Source organism: uncultured Merdimmobilis sp., from assembly GCF_902471145.1.
Lineage (GTDB): Bacteria > Bacillota > Clostridia > Oscillospirales > Ruminococcaceae > Merdimmobilis > Merdimmobilis hominis.
In genome coordinates, this window is sequence record NZ_CABRJC010000005.1 from 56232 (window position 1) to 72595 (window position 16364).

Here is a 16364-nt window from a genome sequence, read left to right on the forward strand (position 1 = left end):
TTTCCTCTAGTATAAAAATAAGAATGGATTCTGTCAAGGGAAAGGAACAAAAAATACAATTACCGAATAATCTCCTGGACTGTGTCAAACCGTTCCCAGCTCCAGCGGTTGGCAAAGGCCGGGCTCGCCCTCAGGATTTCCTTGGCCTTTTTCCGGGTGCTGTCAGCGGAGATCCGTGTGACCTCCGCCCCCGCCTGGATCAGTTTTTCCCGGCCTGTGTCGATCTCTGCCAAACGGCCCTCGTCAATGGTCCCCACCAGATAGGCTGCGGATTCGGCGAGGACCATCTTCAGCCGGTCATCCATGGTGTCATACAGTTCCTGGGAGGTGAACAACCACAGAATAGTGGGGTCATAGAAGAAGTCCGCCAAGTACAGGCGGCTGTCCTCTGCCAGGTAGATTTCAGACAGGCGCTGTGCCGGGCAGGATATGGTTTCATAGAAGCCGCTGTTAAACCCTTGAATCCGCTGATCTTCTGCCGCCAAAACAAGGTTCACCCCCATCTCCCGGAGGACAAGGTTTTCGTCCTCATCTTCATCGGTCGTAAGGCTCAGGCCATCAAAATCCCCAATGTCGCTCAAATACCGGCTCCGGGATAAAAACACAGAGGAACCCCCATAGGCGGCGGCCAGAAGCCGCCCACCCAGCAGTTCCCGATAATCCTCTTCCACCAAATCCTGAAAGGTGGGGGAGTTTAGGGTCATGGTCATGTGGTCATAGCTGCGGAAATAAAAGGGGGAGGAATAGGCGGCAAACTCGCCGGATTTCTCCTCCAGCAACCGGCTGGGGACAAAGAGAAGCTGGGCTTCGCCGGAGGTGTACAACTCCACTGGGTTGTCGCTGGTGACAATGTCCACCATCAACTCCCCGCCGGAGAGGGTGGCCATCTTCTCCGCGAAGAGCTGAAGCCCTTTCATGGAAATTTCATCCACCTCCTGGTCAGTGGCCAAAGTCAGCCGCACCCGGGGGGTTAGCAATTCAATCCGCAGATTTTTTTGGCCGTTGCCCCCTTTGGGGGTACAGCCCGCCAACAGGAAGACAGCCGCCCCTAGCAGGGCAAGCCAACGTGTCCATCGCTTTTTCATGGGGAATCCCCCTTTCTCATCCCTTTTTCCGCATCAATTTTAGCATTTCCTTGGTCTCGCCGTCAACGAGATAGGATTCCACCGATTTTTGGATCGCCTTGTTGTAGGTGAACCGGTTCAGACGGCAGCCCTTCAAATAGGCGAGGGTGCGGTCAAAATCCGCCCCCATTGCAGTGGCAACCAGCCACGCCTGAGCCATATTGACATAGTAGTGGCCGCTCTCCACCTGATCGCAGAGTGCAAGGCTCTTTTCCAAATAATCCGGCCCCAGGTAGTATTTGAGGAGGAGCACCAGCCCTACCCGCACCCGGTAGGGCTCCCGCTCCGGGTCGGCCTCCACCAAAGATGTGACATAAGGGAGAAACGCCTCCGGGTTCTTCTTCACCGCCTTGAGGTAGGTGCAGAATCCATCACAGACCGCCCAGTTGTCCACCAGGGGGATAAAGTCTTCGATCAATCCCAGGAGGGTTTCCTGGTCGGTCTTCACCCCGCCGATCACCTGGGCACGGAGCATCTTCTCCTCATAATTCCGGCCCCGGCACTCCGCGAGGAAGCCCCAAGGGTCGGATTTTAACAGGGCAGACCCCAATTTTCTCAGCGCCGGGGTGCGCACCCCATAAAAGTCATCGAGGCCGGGCACCAACGCGGCGTGGAACTCCCGGTATTTGGGGTCACAGAGGGACTGGAGCAGCTGGTGCAGCTCCTCCTGGGTGGAGATGGGGGTAGTTTCATACAGGGCGTTCATTTGGATATCCTCCTTATGCAGTGGAAGGAAAAAAGCCGCAGAGGTTGTCTGCGGCCTTCTCCCCTGGAAGCGGGACGGGGAGAAGGGCTATTCCTCTTCCTCGTCGTCGTAATAAACCGAATCCTCTTCCTCCTCCGGCAGGGGTTCCTCCTTGGAAGGGTTCTCCCCATTGGCTCCCCCTTCCTGGGAGGGGGGCATAGCCTCCTCATCCTCAGGCGGGGCTTCCTGTGAAGAGGAGGGCTCCTCTACCGGCGGCACATAGGGGACATACTGCTGGTACATCAAATTTCGGATCTCTTGGATGCGGATGCCAGTGTTGGCGGCAAAGATGTTGTTGATAAACAAAAGCTCATTGATGCCGTTTTCCTGGATAAAGTTCACCAGCCCCAACTGGAAATACCGCTGGTCCACCACATACACCTGTTCATAGTGGTTGACCAAGAAGGGGGCGAAGCAGTTGCCGAAGGATTCCTTGACCATCAGGATTTTGCGGCCGTTCTTCACCCCGGTGTCGATTCGGATGAGGGGCAGGTCGCCCCCCAAGAACACCGAATAGGAGTTGACCCCACTGGCGTACTCGGCAAACAGGCTGGTGGCATAAGGGGTAAAAGGTTGGTTGCGCTGGTACAGGTAGGCTTGGTATGGGGTGCTGGGCAGATAGTAATCCACATGGTCGGGGTTATTCCTCAGCTGGGAATCCTGGGACTGGCTGTACAGGGAACCCAGGAAATCCGGCTTGGTCTTGACAGTGAAATCCGACAGGGGCACCGGGGTTAAATCCGCCGCCTTGCAGAACTCCACATAGGCGTAGTACGCCCCCAGGGCCGTCCAGTGGTGGTCGGTATTGAAGTAGAGGTATTCATCCCGGTGCTGGCTCAAGGTGTCGTAGATGTTCACCCCGATGACCGCCGGGTCCAGCTTGCCGTAGATGTAATCGATGTTGGGTTTTTGGGGCTGGGTAATGCTCTGGTACCGCTCAGGCAGGGCAAATTCCACATGGGTGGGGATGACGATGTTGTAAATCTTCACCGAATCCCCTAGGGCGGCGTGGTAGGCGTTGATGGTGGCCGCATAGGAGTCTGCCATGCTCATGTTGCCCCCTACCCCAAAGGCGGAGAGGGCTTGGCCCTTGTAGATAAACATATCCCCTTTCCACTCCCCTTCGGCTCCATCGTCGGCCACACTAGGGGCGCTGGAGGTGCTCTCATCCCCTTCCCCTGGGGGAAGGATGTCGGGGAGCCCCTCCTCTGACTGGCTGCTGGAGGCGCCGCCGCTGTGGATGCGAAGGTCGTCCATCCGGATGCCTTTCATCTCATCCAAAGTGGAGGCAAAGCTGACTAAGCCTTCCCGGAAGGGAAAGGTGTCTGAATAAAACAGATCCACATCTCGGGTATACTCCCCTGCAAAGAGGGATTTGGCGGAAAATTCCGGCATCTTGGCCAGCTCCCGCTTTTCAAACTCCGAAACAGTGGGCTTGGGCATCACGAGGGAAAGGACCCCAAACAGCCCCAGCAGGCCCACACACAGGCCGATGTTGAGGGCGGAGGCCAGGACCGGGTAATCCTCCGGTTCCTCCTGGGCGCGGCGCGCCCGGCGCTTGTGAGAAAAATGTGCCATGGCTCTCCCTCCTTAAAAGCGGAAATACAGAAATGGGTTGTAGCTCTGCCCCGCCAGCTGGGCGATGCAGACGATGAGAAGAATGACATTCATCACCGGCTGCACATACAAGAGAATGTCCTGCTTGCGGCTTTCCAGCCTGGAGAAATACCGTTTAAACCACCGCACCAAGGGCAGGCAGAAGGCAATAGCCAATAGGAACCAGAAGATGTTGTTGAAGAAGAGAAGGCGGGTGGAAACATCCCCCAAGGGGTTGCCGGACAGGCCGAACATCACCCCTAAGTAGGCCCAGACCCGGCTCATGTCGGTGAAGTAGAAGAACACCCAGCCGGTGAGCATGACCACCAGGAAATACAGATGGGAAAACACCGCCGGCAGCCGGTCCAAGGCCCTGAGGAGGAATGCTTTCTCAATCATAATCAAGAAGCCGTAAAACAGGCCCCAAAGCACAAAGTTCCAGCTGGCCCCATGCCACAGGCCGGTTGCAAACCAGACAATGAAGGTATTGATGTAGGTGCGGGCCGCTCCATGGCGGCTGCCCCCTAAAGGGATATAGAGGTAATCCCGGAAAAAGCCACCCAGAGACATGTGCCACCGGCGCCAAAACTCGGTGGCAGAGGTGGAGATGTAGGGGTAGTTGAAGTTTTCCGCATAGTGGAAGCCGAACATCCGCCCCAGGCCGATGGCCATGTCGGAGTAGCCGGAGAAGTCAAAGTAAATTTGCAGTGCAAACAGGATAATGCCATACCACGCCCCCGCCACCGACAGGGTGGAGAGGTCGCCATCCATAAACCGGCCCACTAAGCTGCCAGCGTAGTTGGCCACAATCACCTTTTTGGAAAGGCCCAAACAGAACCGGGTCAGCCCGTCGCTGAAATCGTGAATGGTCACCTTGCGGTCCTCAATCTCCGCGGCCACCTGGCTGTACCGGACAATAGGCCCAGCCACCAGCTGATGGTAGCAGGAGACAAACAAGAGGAACTTGCCAAAGCTCCGCTGGGCCTTGACCTCCCCCCGGTAGACGTCGATGACATAGGAGATGGTCTGGAAGGTATAAAAGGAAATGCCGATGGGCAAGGAGAATCCCGGCACCGGCAGGGATAGGCCCAGCAGCGAGTTGATGGTACTGACCAAAAAGCCGCTGTATTTGAAGATGCCCAAAAGGCCCAGGTTCAGCACCAAAGAGGAGATCACTGCCCGTTTGGCCTTGGGGGTGCCCCGGTATTTTTCCGCATACAGGCCGTGGAAGTAGTCGATGGCCGCAGAAAAGAGCAGGAGGGTGATCCACACCGGTTCGCCCCAGGCGTAGAAAAACAGGGAAAAAGCCACTAAAACCGCGTTTCGATAGGTGAGGCTCCGGGAAGAATAATAAAACGCCAAATTCAGCGGAAAAAACAAACAGAGGAAAAATAAGTTGGCAAAAACCATGATTGTCTCCTTTAATTGTACAGACTATCTATTATTATAGCCTAGTTTTGGTAGATCGCAAGGGAATTTCCAAGAATTTCGCCTTTCTCCCCCTTGTTTTCCCCCCAGACTCTGAAGGGTAAAATCCCCTTCCCTCCCACGGCGGCGGAAGGGAGGAGGTTTTGTGCCCAAACGGCCCTTTGCCCCGCATGATTCCGCCGGAAACCGGCAAATATAGGGATAGAACCGCCTTTGAGAACTTTTCTTTTCCTTTTATTCCTGCTTTCCTTGATTTACCTTCCAAATTGCGGTAAAATCACATAGGAAACTCCCTTTGCCTCCATCCGGTGCAAAGGGCATTGCCTATGGACTCAGAAAAGGAGTGTGCCCCTTGTCCCAAACCCAATCCCGCGGCATCTTCTACATGCTGGCTTGCGCCTTCTTGTGGAGCATCGGCGGGCTGTTTATCAAACTCATCGACTGGAACCCCTTTTTCATTGCCGGGGCGCGCAGCTTGATCGGCGCGGCGGTGCTGATGGTGTACATGAAGCTGGCCCATCTTTCTTTAAAAATCAACCGCCGGTCCATCGTCAGCGGCATCGCCCTGTGTTCGGTGTTTTTCTGCTATGTCACCGCCAACAAGCTGACTACTGCCGCCAACACGGTGGTTCTCCAATACACCAACCCGGTGTTTGTGGTGCTGCTCAGCTCCCTGTTCCTCCACCAGAAGTTCTCCCGCCGGGATCTCTTCTTGGTGGGCACCGTTTTCTTTGGAGTGGCCCTCTCCTTCCTGGACGGCATGGATGCCGGTGGATTTTTGGGCAATCTGCTGGCCCTTTTCAGCGGCTTCTTCCTGGCAGTGCTGTTCTTAAACTCCGCCCGGTGCGAAACCGCCAGCGACAGCATGAGCGGCATCTTGTTGGGACAGCTGTTTGCCGCCCTGTGCGGCGCACCTTTCCTATTTTTAGACCCTCCGGCCTTTACCACGACCTCGGTGGCCAGCATCCTCATCCTGGGGGTGTTCCAGCTGGGCCTTCCCTATGTGTTTTACGGGATCGCCAGCCGGACATGCTCCCCATTGATCTGTTCTGTGCTGGCCGGGGTGGAACCCCTGCTCAACCCGCTGTGGGTTTTTGTGGTCATGGGGGAGCGCCCCAGTGTCACCGCCCTCATCGGCTGCGGCATCGTTGTGGTCACCATCACCGTCTGGTGTGTGCAGAACGCCAAACTGGCACAATCTTAAATCCAATCAATAACCCGCTTGACCGCGGGATTCTGGAGGTTGAATCCCTATGAGTTACCTTGTCAACGACGGCAAACATGAAGTCATCACCGTGGATGGGGCCGATTACCGCCGGCTGTGCATCCGCACCCATGTCATCACCGATCAGGACAACATATTGGATGTTGTGGAAAAATATGTCACCCCCTCCCTCCAGCCGGGGGACATCATCTTCATCACCGAAAAAGCGGTGGCCTGTACCCAGCGCCGGGCTATCCCCATGAAGGATATCCACCCCCGCCCCCTGGCCAAATTCCTCTGCAAATTTGTGCTGAAAACCCCCTATGGCATCGGCCTTGGCATCCCAGAGACCATGGAGATGGCCCTCCAGGAGTGCGGCACCATCCGCATCCTATTCGCTGCGGCGGTATCCGCTGTGGGCAAGCTGTTCGGCATCCGGGGCTGGTTCTACAAAGTAGCTGGGTACAAAGCCCGCTCCATCGACGGCCCCTGTGACTACACGCTGCCCCCTTACAACGAGTATGTGGTGCTGGGCCCCGCCGACCCAGACAAAGTGGCCAAGGAAATCAGCGACCGGATGGGTGCGCCAGTGGCCATCACCGATATCAACGACCTGGAGGGGCAGATTTTGGGCACCTCCTCGCCGGACATGGACCGGGATTGGCTCTGCAAGATTCTGAAGGACAACCCCCTGGGCCAGTCCACCCAGCAGACCCCTATGGGCTTGATCCGCAAGGTGGTGGAGGCTGCCGCCCCACAGGAAGCCCAGAATCCCGAGACCCCTTCTGTAGAAGAGGAGTCCCAGGAAATCCCCGATGGCATGCCCGCCCCTGCGGAGGGCTCCGCCGAATAATGCAAAAACAAAAGGCATCCTGCCCCTATGGGAGCGGGATGCCTCTTTTATTGGCCCTATTTCCGGCAGAGGCAGAAGGGATGCCCCGAAGGGTCCAGCAGGGTGACAAAGTCCTCCCCCCCAAACTGAGCCCCCGCCTTTACAGCGCCCAGGGACAAGGCCCTCTCCACTGCCTGGGGAAGGTCTTCCACCTGGAAGTCAAAGTGCATCTGTTTTTGCTGCTTCCCCTCTTCTTCCGGCCAGATGGGGCGGGTATACCCTTCCAGCTGCTGGAACAAAAACACCACGCCGCCGCTTCGCACTGCGGGATGTCCATAGAGTTCGCACCTCTCCCACCCCAGCAACGAGGCATAGAATTCCCGCAGGCTTTGCTCGTCGCCGCAGTCCACCATGACATTCCCCAAAACAACTTCTGCCGCCATATTCGGCCCCCTCTCCAAAGAAACTGCTTCCGACTGGATGGCGCAGCAACCCTCGGAAAATTGTCATATCTTGATTTAATTCTACAAATAGTATTTACTCTTCGTACCGTGTGACACCGGAGCCATCCACCTTCGCGTGGATCAGAGGAGGCACTACCGGTTTTTCCCTCCCGACGGAGAGCGCCGCCAACAAGGTTTTTTCTGCCTCCCGCGCCTTCTTCCCATCGCCGGTGAGAAGGAGGGCTAAGGGCTCCCCTTCCTCCACCCGGTCGCCGATATTTTTGTAGAGAAGGATGCCGGCGCTGTGGTCGATGGGGGCGTCTTTGACCTCCCGGCCAGCCCCCAGCATCACTGAGGCAATGCCCACCTGCTGGGTGTTGATGTGGGTGATGTACCCACCCTTAGTGCAGCGGACCTCATACTCCACTGCCGCCCTGGGGAATTGTTCCGGATGGTCGATGTAGCTGGGGTCTCCCCCTTGGGCCTGTACCATCTCCCGCAATTTTTCAAGCGCCCGGCCAGAGGACACCGCCTCTTTTACAAGCTCTACGCAGTCCTCATGGCCCCCCTTGCCCGCCAGCTCCAGAAGGCCAGCGGCCAGCTGGGTGCAGACCTGGGTCAAGTCGGCGGGGCCCATCCCCTGCAAGGTGTGGATGGCCTCCACCACCTCCAGGGAGTTGCCCACCGCGTGGCCCAAAGGACGGTCCATGTCGGTGATCAGCGCAGCGGTGGTGCGGCCCACGTGGCTGCCGATCTCCACCATAATCTTGGCCAGGTCGATAGAATCCTCCACCGTCTTCATAAACGCCCCCGAGCCGGTCTTCACATCCAGGAGGATGCAGTCGGCCCCGGCGGCGATCTTCTTGCTCATGATGCTGGCCGCAATGAGGGGCTTGCTCTCCACCGTGGCGGTGACATCCCGCAGGGCGTAGAGCTTTTTGTCCGCGGGGGCCAGGTTGCCGGACTGGCCTACCACACAGACCCCCACCTGGTTGACAATGCGGGTGAACTCCCCCTGATCCATGCTGGTGCGAAGGCCGGGGATGGATTCCATCTTGTCCACGGTGCCGCCGGTGTGGCCCAGGCCCCGGCCGGACATCTTGGCCACTGGCACCCCGCAGGAGGCTACAATGGGGGCGATGACCAGGGTGGTCTTATCCCCCACCCCACCGGTGGAGTGTTTATCCACCTTGACCCCCTGGATGGAGGAGAGGTCCACCACGTCTCCGGAGTGGGCCATGGCGTCGGTGAGGATTGCCGTCTCCTTTGGGTTGAGGCCTCGGAAGTAGATTGCCATCATCATTGCAGCCAGCTGGTAGTCGGGGATGGAGCCATCCACCACCCCGTCCACCAAAAAACGGATCTCCGTCTCAGTCAGTATACCACCATCCCGTTTCTTCTGGATGAGATCGTACATGCGCATGCAAAACACCTCCCAAAAAGTGAAGCAATGAGGATGCCGCCGGGGAGCCAGTGAGGCTCCCCGGCGGCCTTTTTCGCGTTTCAAATTCCCTACCGGACACCCTTTTCATAGGGGGTGCCGCTGGCTTTTGGCGCCGCCGAACGTCCCACAAACAACACCAGGACCACAATGGTCAGCACATAGGGCAACATGGACAGCAGCTGGGGCGGGATGTTGACCGTCCCGCCGCCCAAAAGCACCACCAATGCCTGGGCGAAGCCAAAAAGCAGGCAGGCCAGCACCGACCCCTGGGGGGTCCATTTGCCGAAGATCACCGCCGCCAAGGCGATAAATCCGTGGCCGCTGATCACGGTGGGGGAAAAGATGGAAACCACCGCTAAGCTTTGTGCCGCACCGCCGAACCCGGCCAACACGCCGGAGAGGATCACCGCAATGTACCGGATGCGGTAGACGTTGATGCCCAGGGTATCCGCCGCCGCGGGGTGTTCCCCCACTGCACGGATGCGCAGGCCCCATTTGGTCTTGTACAGGATAAACCACAAAAGGACCGCAATACCCATAGCAAGAAGGACGGTGATGTCCACATTTAAGTTTCGCAGGATTTGGTTCTCTGTATCCCCCAAAAGCCAGGTAAAGGCTTTGGGCATCTTATTGGGCACCGGCTTGGTCATAGTCGCCCCATCGAAGAAGATGCGGGAGAGGAAGAGGGCCGCGCCCAAGCCGATAAAATTGAGGGCCACGCCGGAGATCGTCTGGTTGGCCCGGAAGCTGACGCAGGCGATGGCGTGGAAGAGGGCCAAAAACCCGCCGGCCAACCCAGCGCACAAGAACCCCAGCCAAGGGTTTTGGGAGAAATAACCCACCGCCGCGCCGGTGAAGGCGCCGATGACCATCATCCCCTCCAGGCCGATGTTGACCACGCCGGAGCGCTCGGACAACACGCCGCCCAAGGAGGTGAAGATCAGCGGGGCGGAGTACATCAGTGTGATGTTAATTGCCAGAGTCAGTGTGAGAAGCATGGCGTTTTCCCCCTCTCTTTGCCAGTTTGTCCGCCAGGACGCGGAACATGGTGGACATCGCAATGAAGAACACAATGGTGCCGATCACAATGTTGATGACCTCGCTGGGAGCCCCGGTGGTGGACTGGATCGCCGAACCACCGTATTTCAACCCGCCAAACAAAAGCCCGGAGAAGATGCACCCGATGGGGGAACTGTTGGCGATCAGCGCCACCGAGATGCCGTCGAAGCCATAGCCCTCCTGGGCCGCCAGCATGCTGATGCGGTGAGGCATGACGCCGGTCATCTGCAAGGCCCCTGCCAGGCCCGCTAAGGCCCCGGCAATAAACATGGAGTGCATGATGTTCCGATTGACGTTGATCCCGGCGAACCGGGCCGCGTCGCTGTTGAAGCCCACCGACCGCAGTTCAAATCCCTTACAGGTGCGGTTGAGGACGAACCAGACCAGCAACGCCGCCAAAATGGCGAATAAAATCCCGTAGTTGAGGTCGGTTTTTAACACCACATCCGCCAAGGTGGGGTTGGCCAAAAGAGCCTGCCGCCCCTCCTCAGTGGCCTTGTAGTTGCCCAGCACCATGGACCAGGCGGAGCGCTGCACCTCGTAGGAAGCTTCCGCTCCCGGTTTTTTCAGCCAGGGCATCTGGATCATAAAATTGTTGAAGTACAAGGCGATCCAGTTGAGCATGATGCAGGTGATGACCTCGTTGATGCCGAATTTAGCCTTGAGGAAGCCGGCAAAGCACCCCCACAGCCCAGCGGCCACCATGGCGGCCAGAACCACCGCCAAAAAATGGAGAACCGGAGGGAGGCTCAGCTTGGCGCCAACCAGAACGGCGGCCACGCTGCCGATGATGTACTGGCCCTCTGCCCCAATGTTGAAGAGGCCGGTTTTAAAGGCGAACGCCACCGACAGGCCGGTGAGGATAAGGGGGGTGGATTTGATCACCACCTGGGCCATGTATTTGGGCTTGGAAAAGATGCCCCGAAACATGGCGGCATAGGCCTCAAGGGGGTTATACCCCGCCACTGAGAGAACCACAGCCCCCACTACAAACCCCAGAACAATGGAGATGACGATGGAGGTCAGGGGTTTTTTCAGCCATTTCTGCACAGTGTCCATCACTTTCCACCTCCTGCCATTTTCAGCCCGATTTCGTTTTCATCTGCTCCTTTGGCGTCAATGACATCCACAATGGAGCCGTCATAGATGATGGCGATGCGGTCGGAGAGGTCGATGACCTCATCCAGCTCCAGGGAGATGAGCAGCACCGCTTTGCCTTTGTCCCTCTGTTCCACCAACGACCGGTGGACATACTCGATGGCGCCCACGTCCAGGCCCCGGGTGGGCTGTACTGCGATGAGCAGGTCGGGGTCATTGGTCACCTCCCGGCCGATGATCACCTTCTGCTGGTTGCCGCCGGAAAGGCCGCGGGCCAATTGTCCCTCACAACCGGTGGGCCGCACATCAAATTTTTCAATTAGCTCCTTGGCGAATTTGTTGATCGCGCCCAGTTGGAGCACCCCTTTTTTGGAAAAGGGCGCCTTGTGGTAATTTTCCAGCACCATATTCTCCGCCACGGTGAAATCCAGCACCAAACCGTGTTTGTGCCGGTCTTCAGGGATGGTGGAAATCTTGTGGTTGATGGTGTTCAAGGGGGTGGTGTTCTGAATCTCCTGCCCCAGAATGGAAATGGTGCCGCCCTTGGCTTTCACCAGGTTGGTAATGGCCTCCACCAGTTCTTTCTGGCCATTTCCATCGATGCCGGCCACACCCAGGATTTCCCCCCGGCGCACCGAGAGGGATAGGTTTTTGACCTTGTCGATCCCCCGGCTGTCGGAGACAGTCAGCCCTTCTATCCGGAAGATTTCCTCCCCCGGGTGGGCCTCCCCTTTTTCAATGTGCAGGTTGACTGCCCGGCCCACCATTTTGGAGGCCAGTTCCTCCTCGGTGGTATCGGACACTTTCACCGTGTCGATATACTGCCCCCGGCGGATGATGGTGCACCAATCGGAGGACTGCTTGATCTCCCCCAGCTTGTGGGTGATGATGATGATGGTTTTCCCATCTGCCACCAGCTTGTGCATAATCTCAATCAGCTCGTGGATCTCCTGGGGGGTGAGGACGGCGGTGGGCTCATCCAAAATAAGGATGTCCACCCCGCGGTAGAGGGCCTTGAGGATCTCCACCCTCTGCTGCATCCCCACCGAAATGTCCTCTATTTTCTCGTCAGGGTCCACCAAGAGGCCGTATTTCTCGCTCAGTTCCAAAATCTCCTGCCGGACCGCCTTGGTGTCAATGGTGCCCAAAGCACCGGTTTTCTCACTGCCCAGGATGATGTTCTGGGCTACGGTAAAGGGTTCCACCAACATAAAGTGCTGGTGTACCATGCCGATGCCCAGCTCAATGGCTTTGTTGGGGCTGGTGATCTGCGCCGGCTTTCCATTGATGAGGATTTGGCCTTCCTCAGCCTGATAAAGGCCGTACAACACATTCATCAAGGTAGATTTGCCCGCTCCATTTTCCCCCAACAGGGCGTGGACGGTGCCTTTTTGAACCTCCAAATCCACCTGGTCAAGGGCGCAGAACGAGCCGAAGTATTTTGAGATGCCTTTCATCTGTACCGCATAACGGTTCGCATCCTGCTCCAAATTGATTCCTCCTCCCATTCCGGCAAAAGCCGGAAGAATTTCCCCGTATCCTGTATTCAGTATACCTGATCTTGCGGCAAAAATCTATTGCTTTTGATGAAATTCCTGTTGGAAAGGATGGCCAAGCACACAAAAAGGCAGGGGACCCACCGGCCCCCTGCCTTTGTTTTTGAAACGTGAAATTATTTGGCCAAGGATTCGATAAACGCGTTGAAGGTATCCTCGCTGTAGGGAGGAACGATCTCTTCGGAGACGATCTTCTCCTCCAGGACAATGGTGTCGGCCAAAACATCCTCAGGAACATTCTTTTCAGAGGTGGGAGCGATGCCTGCACAACCCTCTTTGATGCCGAACACCAGGGTCTGGCCGCCCAGATCCTTGCCGTCGATCATGTCCTGGATGACGATATTCATGGCTTTGCCCACCATCTTCATGGCGGAAGTCAGCACGTTGTCAGGAGCCAGATGGTTCTGATCCTGGTCGACACCGATGACCCATTTGTCGTTCTCTTTGGCGGCTTCGATAACGCCGACGCCGACGTTGCCCGCCGCATGGAAGACGATGTCACAGCCCTCGGCATACATCTTCTGGGCGATGGATTTGCCAAGGCCAGAATCGCCGAAGCTGTTGGCGTACTGCACGTCAACGGTGATCTCTTTGCCCAGCTCTTTTGCCGCATAGGCAACGCCGGCGCGGAAACCGTACTCGAACTGATCAATAACCTCGCCTTTTACGCCGCCCACAAAACCGACTTTGCCGGTCTCGGTGACCTTACCGGCGATGTAGCCAACCAGGAAGGAAGGCTCCTGCGCGCGGAACAGGACGCCGATGGTGTTTTTGGGGGCATCCGCACCGAAGTCGGAGTCCACCAGGGCATACATAGTGTCGGGGTTCTTGGCCGCCGCATCCATAACGGCACTCTGCAGCATAAAGCCAACGCCCCAGATCAGGTCGTGACCTTCATCCGCGAGGATTTCCAGGTTGGGGCCGTACTCCGCTTCCTGTTTGGATTCGATATACTTGACCTCGATCCCCATGTCCTTCTGGGCGGTCTGCAGGCCTTCCCAGGCGGACTGGTTGAAGGACTGGTCGTTTACGCCGCCCACGTCGGTGACCATGGCAGAGGAGAATTTGACTTCCTCGCCGCCCTCGGGGGTGCTGGAAGACTCGCTGCCAGTGGAGGAAGAATTCCCACCGCCGCCGCAGCCTGCCACCGTCAGCACCATGGCCGACGCCATCAGGATTGCAAGTAACTTTTTCATTTTCCGTTTACCTCCATTTGTTTGGAATGGTTTTCACGTCTCACGACTATTACCAATATACCCTATCCCAGGAATCTTTGCAAGAAAGTTACAGGATTTTTACTAAAATTTAACCGTTTGTCATTTTAAAAATCTATCCAAAATCCTTATTGCATCAATGAAATTTATAGGGAATTGGGACGAATTCAACGCCCCATATCCTCCTCTGCAAAGGAAAAAGGCAGCAATTCTGCCAGGGTGTGGACCTGAAAATCCTCCACATCCCTGCATAATATTACCTGCATGTCACCTTTGTCAAACTCCCGCAGCACCTGCCGGCACACCCCGCAGGGGGACACATACCGGGAGAGAGGGGCCTTCTCCCCCACCGGGCCGGCAGCTATGGCGATGGCCAAAAACTCCCGCTCCCCTTCCGAGACCGCCTTGAACACCGCTGTGCGCTCAGCACAGTTGGAGGGGGTATAGGAGGCGGATTCCACATTGCAGCCGGTATACACCTTGCCGGATTTGGTTAAAAGGGCGGCACCCACCGCAAACCCGGAATAGGGCACATAGGCAAATTCCCGGGCTGCCAGGGCTGCTTCAATCAAAGGCTGGTACTCCATTTTCATCCCCCTTACCGCAGCACTTGGGGCAGAAAGGAGGTCCCGTCGGTCTCCCCCTGTGCCCCCAGATAGTCGAGTACTGTCGCGGCGATATCCGCAAAGGTGGGCCGGGTGCCCAAGTTTACCCCGGCTTTGATCCGGTCGCCGAAGATCACCATGGGGGTGTATTCCCGGCTGTGGTCGGTGCTGGGTGTGGAGGGGTCACAGCCGTGGTCAGCGGTGAGGATGACTACATCCCCCTCCCGGAGTTTCCCCATCAGGCGGGCCAGATCCCGGTCAAAGGCAGTGGCCGCAGCGGCGTAACCATCCACATTGTTGCGGTGGCCGTAGACCATGTCAAAATCCACCAGGTTGACAAAGCAGAGGCCCTCGAAGTCCTCCCCTGCCAAGGCGATAGCCTGTTCCATGCCGTCGGCGTTGTCTTTGGTGCGGGTGAACCGGGAAATCCCCTTCCCGGCAAAGATGTCGTAAATTTTACCCACCCCGATGGTCTCCTTGCCCGCCCGGCGCAGATGGTCCAGCATGGTGTCCCGGGGCGGCATCAGGGAAAAGTCGTGGCGGTTGCTGGTCCGCTTGTAGTCGGGGTATTGCCCCACAAACGGACGTGCAATGACCCGGCCCACCCCGTGCTCCCCTTGGAGGAGATCCCGGGCGATTTCACAATCCCGGTAGAGCTCTTCCAGAGGGACGACCTCCTCGTGGGCGGCAATCTGGAACACGCTGTCCGCTGAAGTGTAGACGATGAGGGACCCGGTCTTCTCGTGTTCCCGCCCGTAGTCCAGGATCAATTGGGTGCCGGAGTAAGGCTTGTTGCAGAGGGTCCCTCGGCCAGTGCGCCGCTCAAACTCTTCGATGACCTCTGAGGGGAAGCCGTCGGGGTAGGTGGGCAGCGGCCGGGGCGAGACCATCCCGGCGATCTCCCAGTGGCCGATGGTGGTGTCCTTGCCCTTGCTTTTTTCTGCCATCCGGGCATAAGAGCCGGTGGGGGCGGGCTCTTTTTCTCCACAAGTTACCCCATCAATGTTGAAAAAGCCCAGCTTTTTCAGGTTGGGGGTGTCAAATTCCGGGGAAGCGGCAATGGCCGCCAGGGTGTTGCTCCCGGCGTCACCATACTCCGCCGCATCGGGTAGCTCGCCGATGCCAAAGCTGTCCAGCACAATTAAAAACAGCCGTTTCATATTGGTTTCTTCCTTTCGGTTATTCCGCTATTTCCAAAGCGATCTCCATCATCTGGGTGAAGGTGTTCTGCCGCTCCTCGGCGGTGGTCTCCTCCCCAGTGAAGGGGCAGTCGGAGATGGTCAGCAGGGTCAGCGCATTCTTGCCCGCCCGGGCGGCGTTCATGTAGAGGCCGGCGGATTCCATCTCCACCGCCAGTACTCCCATCTTCTGCCATTTCAGGAGAGGAGCGGACTCGTCGTAAAAGATGTCGCTGGACAGCACGTTGCCCACCTTGACCGGCAGGTTCCGGGCACGGGCGGCATTTACCGCCTTCTCCACCAGGGAATAGCTGGCGATGGGGGCATAGGTGCCCGGCAGCTCATACTGGGCGGCGTAGTTGGAGTTGGTGCAGGCCCCCATGGCAATGACCAGGTCCCGCATTTTCAAGCTGGGGTCGATGGCGCCGGCGGAGCCCACCCGGATGATGTTCTCGACCCCGTAGAAGTTGTACAGCTCATGGGAGTAGATGCCGATGGAGGGCACCCCCATGCCGCTGCCCTGGACTGAGACCCGCTTGCCTTTGTAATACCCGGTGTATCCGTACATCCCCCGGACGGTGTTGTAGCAGACCGGATCGGTCAAAAAGGTCTCCGCGATAAATTTGGCCCGCAGGGGGTCGCCGGGCATGAGGACAGTGGATGCGATGTCACCGGCTTTCGCCGCGTTGTGCGGGGTTGGAACTGCCATGATAAATACCTCCTATCAATCAATGCCATTGTTCGTATAGATTCTCTTTCTAACTTTAATATACCACAAAATCTTCATAAACTGTAAGAATTGCGGTGCGGCCCCTCAAAATTGCGTTGCCGCTGTGTG

At 57.3% G+C, this 16364-nt stretch carries 15 protein-coding genes; 2 read left to right on the forward strand and 13 right to left on the reverse strand.

The genetic code is table 11. From position 1 onward, the window contains the following. Positions 1 to 59: 59 nt before the first annotated feature. The 4 genes from RDQ42_RS04375 to RDQ42_RS04390 all read right to left on the reverse strand — a co-directional run bounded on the left by RDQ42_RS04375 (position 60) and on the right by RDQ42_RS04390 (position 4875). The gene (locus RDQ42_RS04375) at positions 60 to 1085 is read right to left on the reverse strand and encodes a hypothetical protein (protein ID WP_231358615.1); all 1026 of its coding nucleotides are present in this window, start codon (positions 1083 to 1085) and stop codon (positions 60 to 62) included. Between the two features lie 16 nt (positions 1086 to 1101). Then, positions 1102 to 1830, reverse strand: coding sequence for a DNA alkylation repair protein (locus RDQ42_RS04380; RefSeq protein ID WP_231358616.1), 729 nt, complete (start codon positions 1828 to 1830; stop codon positions 1102 to 1104). Positions 1831 to 1917: 87 nt separating this feature from the next. Further along, positions 1918 to 3447: a DHHW family protein gene (locus RDQ42_RS04385; RefSeq protein WP_231358617.1), complete on the reverse strand. Its 1530-nt coding sequence runs from the start codon at positions 3445 to 3447 to the stop codon at positions 1918 to 1920. A 12-nt stretch (positions 3448 to 3459) separates the two neighbouring features. Next, positions 3460 to 4875, reverse strand: coding sequence for an MBOAT family protein (locus tag RDQ42_RS04390; RefSeq protein WP_071427337.1), 1416 nt, complete (start codon positions 4873 to 4875; stop codon positions 3460 to 3462). Between the two features lie 370 nt (positions 4876 to 5245). Between RDQ42_RS04390 and RDQ42_RS04395 the strand changes: the two genes are divergently transcribed. Beyond that, a complete protein-coding gene (locus RDQ42_RS04395) occupies positions 5246 to 6097 on the forward strand; it encodes a DMT family transporter (RefSeq protein ID WP_082398458.1) in 852 nt (283 codons plus the stop codon). Positions 6098 to 6146: 49 nt separating this feature from the next. Next, positions 6147 to 6950 (forward strand): coenzyme F420-0:L-glutamate ligase, encoded by an 804-nt coding sequence (locus RDQ42_RS04400; protein ID WP_082398457.1) that lies wholly within the window; start codon positions 6147 to 6149, stop codon positions 6948 to 6950. A 56-nt stretch (positions 6951 to 7006) separates the two neighbouring features. Here RDQ42_RS04400 and RDQ42_RS04405 read toward each other — a convergent pair whose 3' ends face one another. The 9 genes from RDQ42_RS04405 to deoD form a co-directional block, all read right to left on the reverse strand. After that, positions 7007 to 7372 (reverse strand): VOC family protein, encoded by a 366-nt coding sequence (locus RDQ42_RS04405; protein WP_071427339.1) that lies wholly within the window; start codon positions 7370 to 7372, stop codon positions 7007 to 7009. 94 nt (positions 7373 to 7466) lie between these two features. After that, complete coding sequence (locus RDQ42_RS04410) at positions 7467 to 8795, reverse strand: pyrimidine-nucleoside phosphorylase (protein ID WP_071427340.1); 1329 nt, start codon at positions 8793 to 8795, stop codon at positions 7467 to 7469. Positions 8796 to 8884: 89 nt separating this feature from the next. Beyond that, positions 8885 to 9814, reverse strand: a complete 930-nt coding sequence (locus tag RDQ42_RS04415; protein ID WP_071427341.1) for an ABC transporter permease — start codon at positions 9812 to 9814, stop codon at positions 8885 to 8887. Further along, on the reverse strand, positions 9786 to 10934 hold the full coding sequence (locus RDQ42_RS04420; RefSeq protein WP_071427342.1) for an ABC transporter permease: 1149 nt from the start codon (positions 10932 to 10934) through the stop codon (positions 9786 to 9788). The genes RDQ42_RS04415 and RDQ42_RS04420 overlap by 29 nt, the downstream gene beginning before the upstream one ends. Further along, entirely contained in the window at positions 10934 to 12430 is a 1497-nt protein-coding gene (locus RDQ42_RS04425; protein ID WP_308588378.1) for an ABC transporter ATP-binding protein, read from the reverse strand. The genes RDQ42_RS04420 and RDQ42_RS04425 overlap by 1 nt, the downstream gene beginning before the upstream one ends. A 215-nt stretch (positions 12431 to 12645) precedes the next feature. After that, positions 12646 to 13725 (reverse strand): BMP family protein, encoded by a 1080-nt coding sequence (locus RDQ42_RS04430; RefSeq protein ID WP_231358619.1) that lies wholly within the window; start codon positions 13723 to 13725, stop codon positions 12646 to 12648. Between the two features lie 185 nt (positions 13726 to 13910). Further along, entirely contained in the window at positions 13911 to 14330 is a 420-nt protein-coding gene (locus RDQ42_RS04435) for a cytidine deaminase (protein WP_054330706.1), read from the reverse strand. Between the two features lie 11 nt (positions 14331 to 14341). Then, positions 14342 to 15508, reverse strand: coding sequence for a phosphopentomutase (locus tag RDQ42_RS04440; RefSeq protein ID WP_054330705.1), 1167 nt, complete (start codon positions 15506 to 15508; stop codon positions 14342 to 14344). 19 nt (positions 15509 to 15527) lie between these two features. After that, positions 15528 to 16235 carry a purine-nucleoside phosphorylase gene (gene deoD / locus RDQ42_RS04445; RefSeq protein WP_083386385.1) on the reverse strand — a complete coding sequence of 236 codons (708 nt, stop codon included), beginning with the start codon at positions 16233 to 16235 and terminating at the stop codon, positions 15528 to 15530. Positions 16236 to 16364 lie beyond the last annotated feature (129 nt).

Excerpts from the sequence above, each read along its gene's own strand:
- RDQ42_RS04400 (WP_082398457.1), top strand. The coding sequence starts at position 6,147 with ATGAGTTACCTTGTCAACGACGGCAAACATGAAGTCATCACCGTGGAT.
- RDQ42_RS04385 (WP_231358617.1), bottom strand. The coding sequence starts at position 3,447 with ATGGCACATTTTTCTCACAAGCGCCGGGCGCGCCGCGCCCAGGAGGAA.
- RDQ42_RS04435 (WP_054330706.1), bottom strand. The coding sequence starts at position 14,330 with ATGGAGTACCAGCCTTTGATTGAAGCAGCCCTGGCAGCCCGGGAATTT.
- RDQ42_RS04405 (WP_071427339.1), bottom strand. The coding sequence starts at position 7,372 with ATGGCGGCAGAAGTTGTTTTGGGGAATGTCATGGTGGACTGCGGCGAC.
- deoD (WP_083386385.1), bottom strand. The coding sequence starts at position 16,235 with ATGGCAGTTCCAACCCCGCACAACGCGGCGAAAGCCGGTGACATCGCA.
- RDQ42_RS04390 (WP_071427337.1), bottom strand. The coding sequence starts at position 4,875 with ATGGTTTTTGCCAACTTATTTTTCCTCTGTTTGTTTTTTCCGCTGAAT.
- RDQ42_RS04410 (WP_071427340.1), bottom strand. The coding sequence starts at position 8,795 with ATGCGCATGTACGATCTCATCCAGAAGAAACGGGATGGTGGTATACTG.
- RDQ42_RS04440 (WP_054330705.1), bottom strand. The coding sequence starts at position 15,508 with ATGAAACGGCTGTTTTTAATTGTGCTGGACAGCTTTGGCATCGGCGAG.
- RDQ42_RS04420 (WP_071427342.1), bottom strand. The coding sequence starts at position 10,934 with ATGGACACTGTGCAGAAATGGCTGAAAAAACCCCTGACCTCCATCGTC.
- RDQ42_RS04430 (WP_231358619.1), bottom strand. The coding sequence starts at position 13,725 with ATGAAAAAGTTACTTGCAATCCTGATGGCGTCGGCCATGGTGCTGACG.
- RDQ42_RS04425 (WP_308588378.1), bottom strand. The coding sequence starts at position 12,430 with ATGAAAGGCATCTCAAAATACTTCGGCTCGTTCTGCGCCCTTGACCAG.
- RDQ42_RS04375 (WP_231358615.1), bottom strand. The coding sequence starts at position 1,085 with ATGAAAAAGCGATGGACACGTTGGCTTGCCCTGCTAGGGGCGGCTGTC.
- RDQ42_RS04415 (WP_071427341.1), bottom strand. The coding sequence starts at position 9,814 with ATGCTTCTCACACTGACTCTGGCAATTAACATCACACTGATGTACTCC.
- RDQ42_RS04380 (WP_231358616.1), bottom strand. The coding sequence starts at position 1,830 with ATGAACGCCCTGTATGAAACTACCCCCATCTCCACCCAGGAGGAGCTG.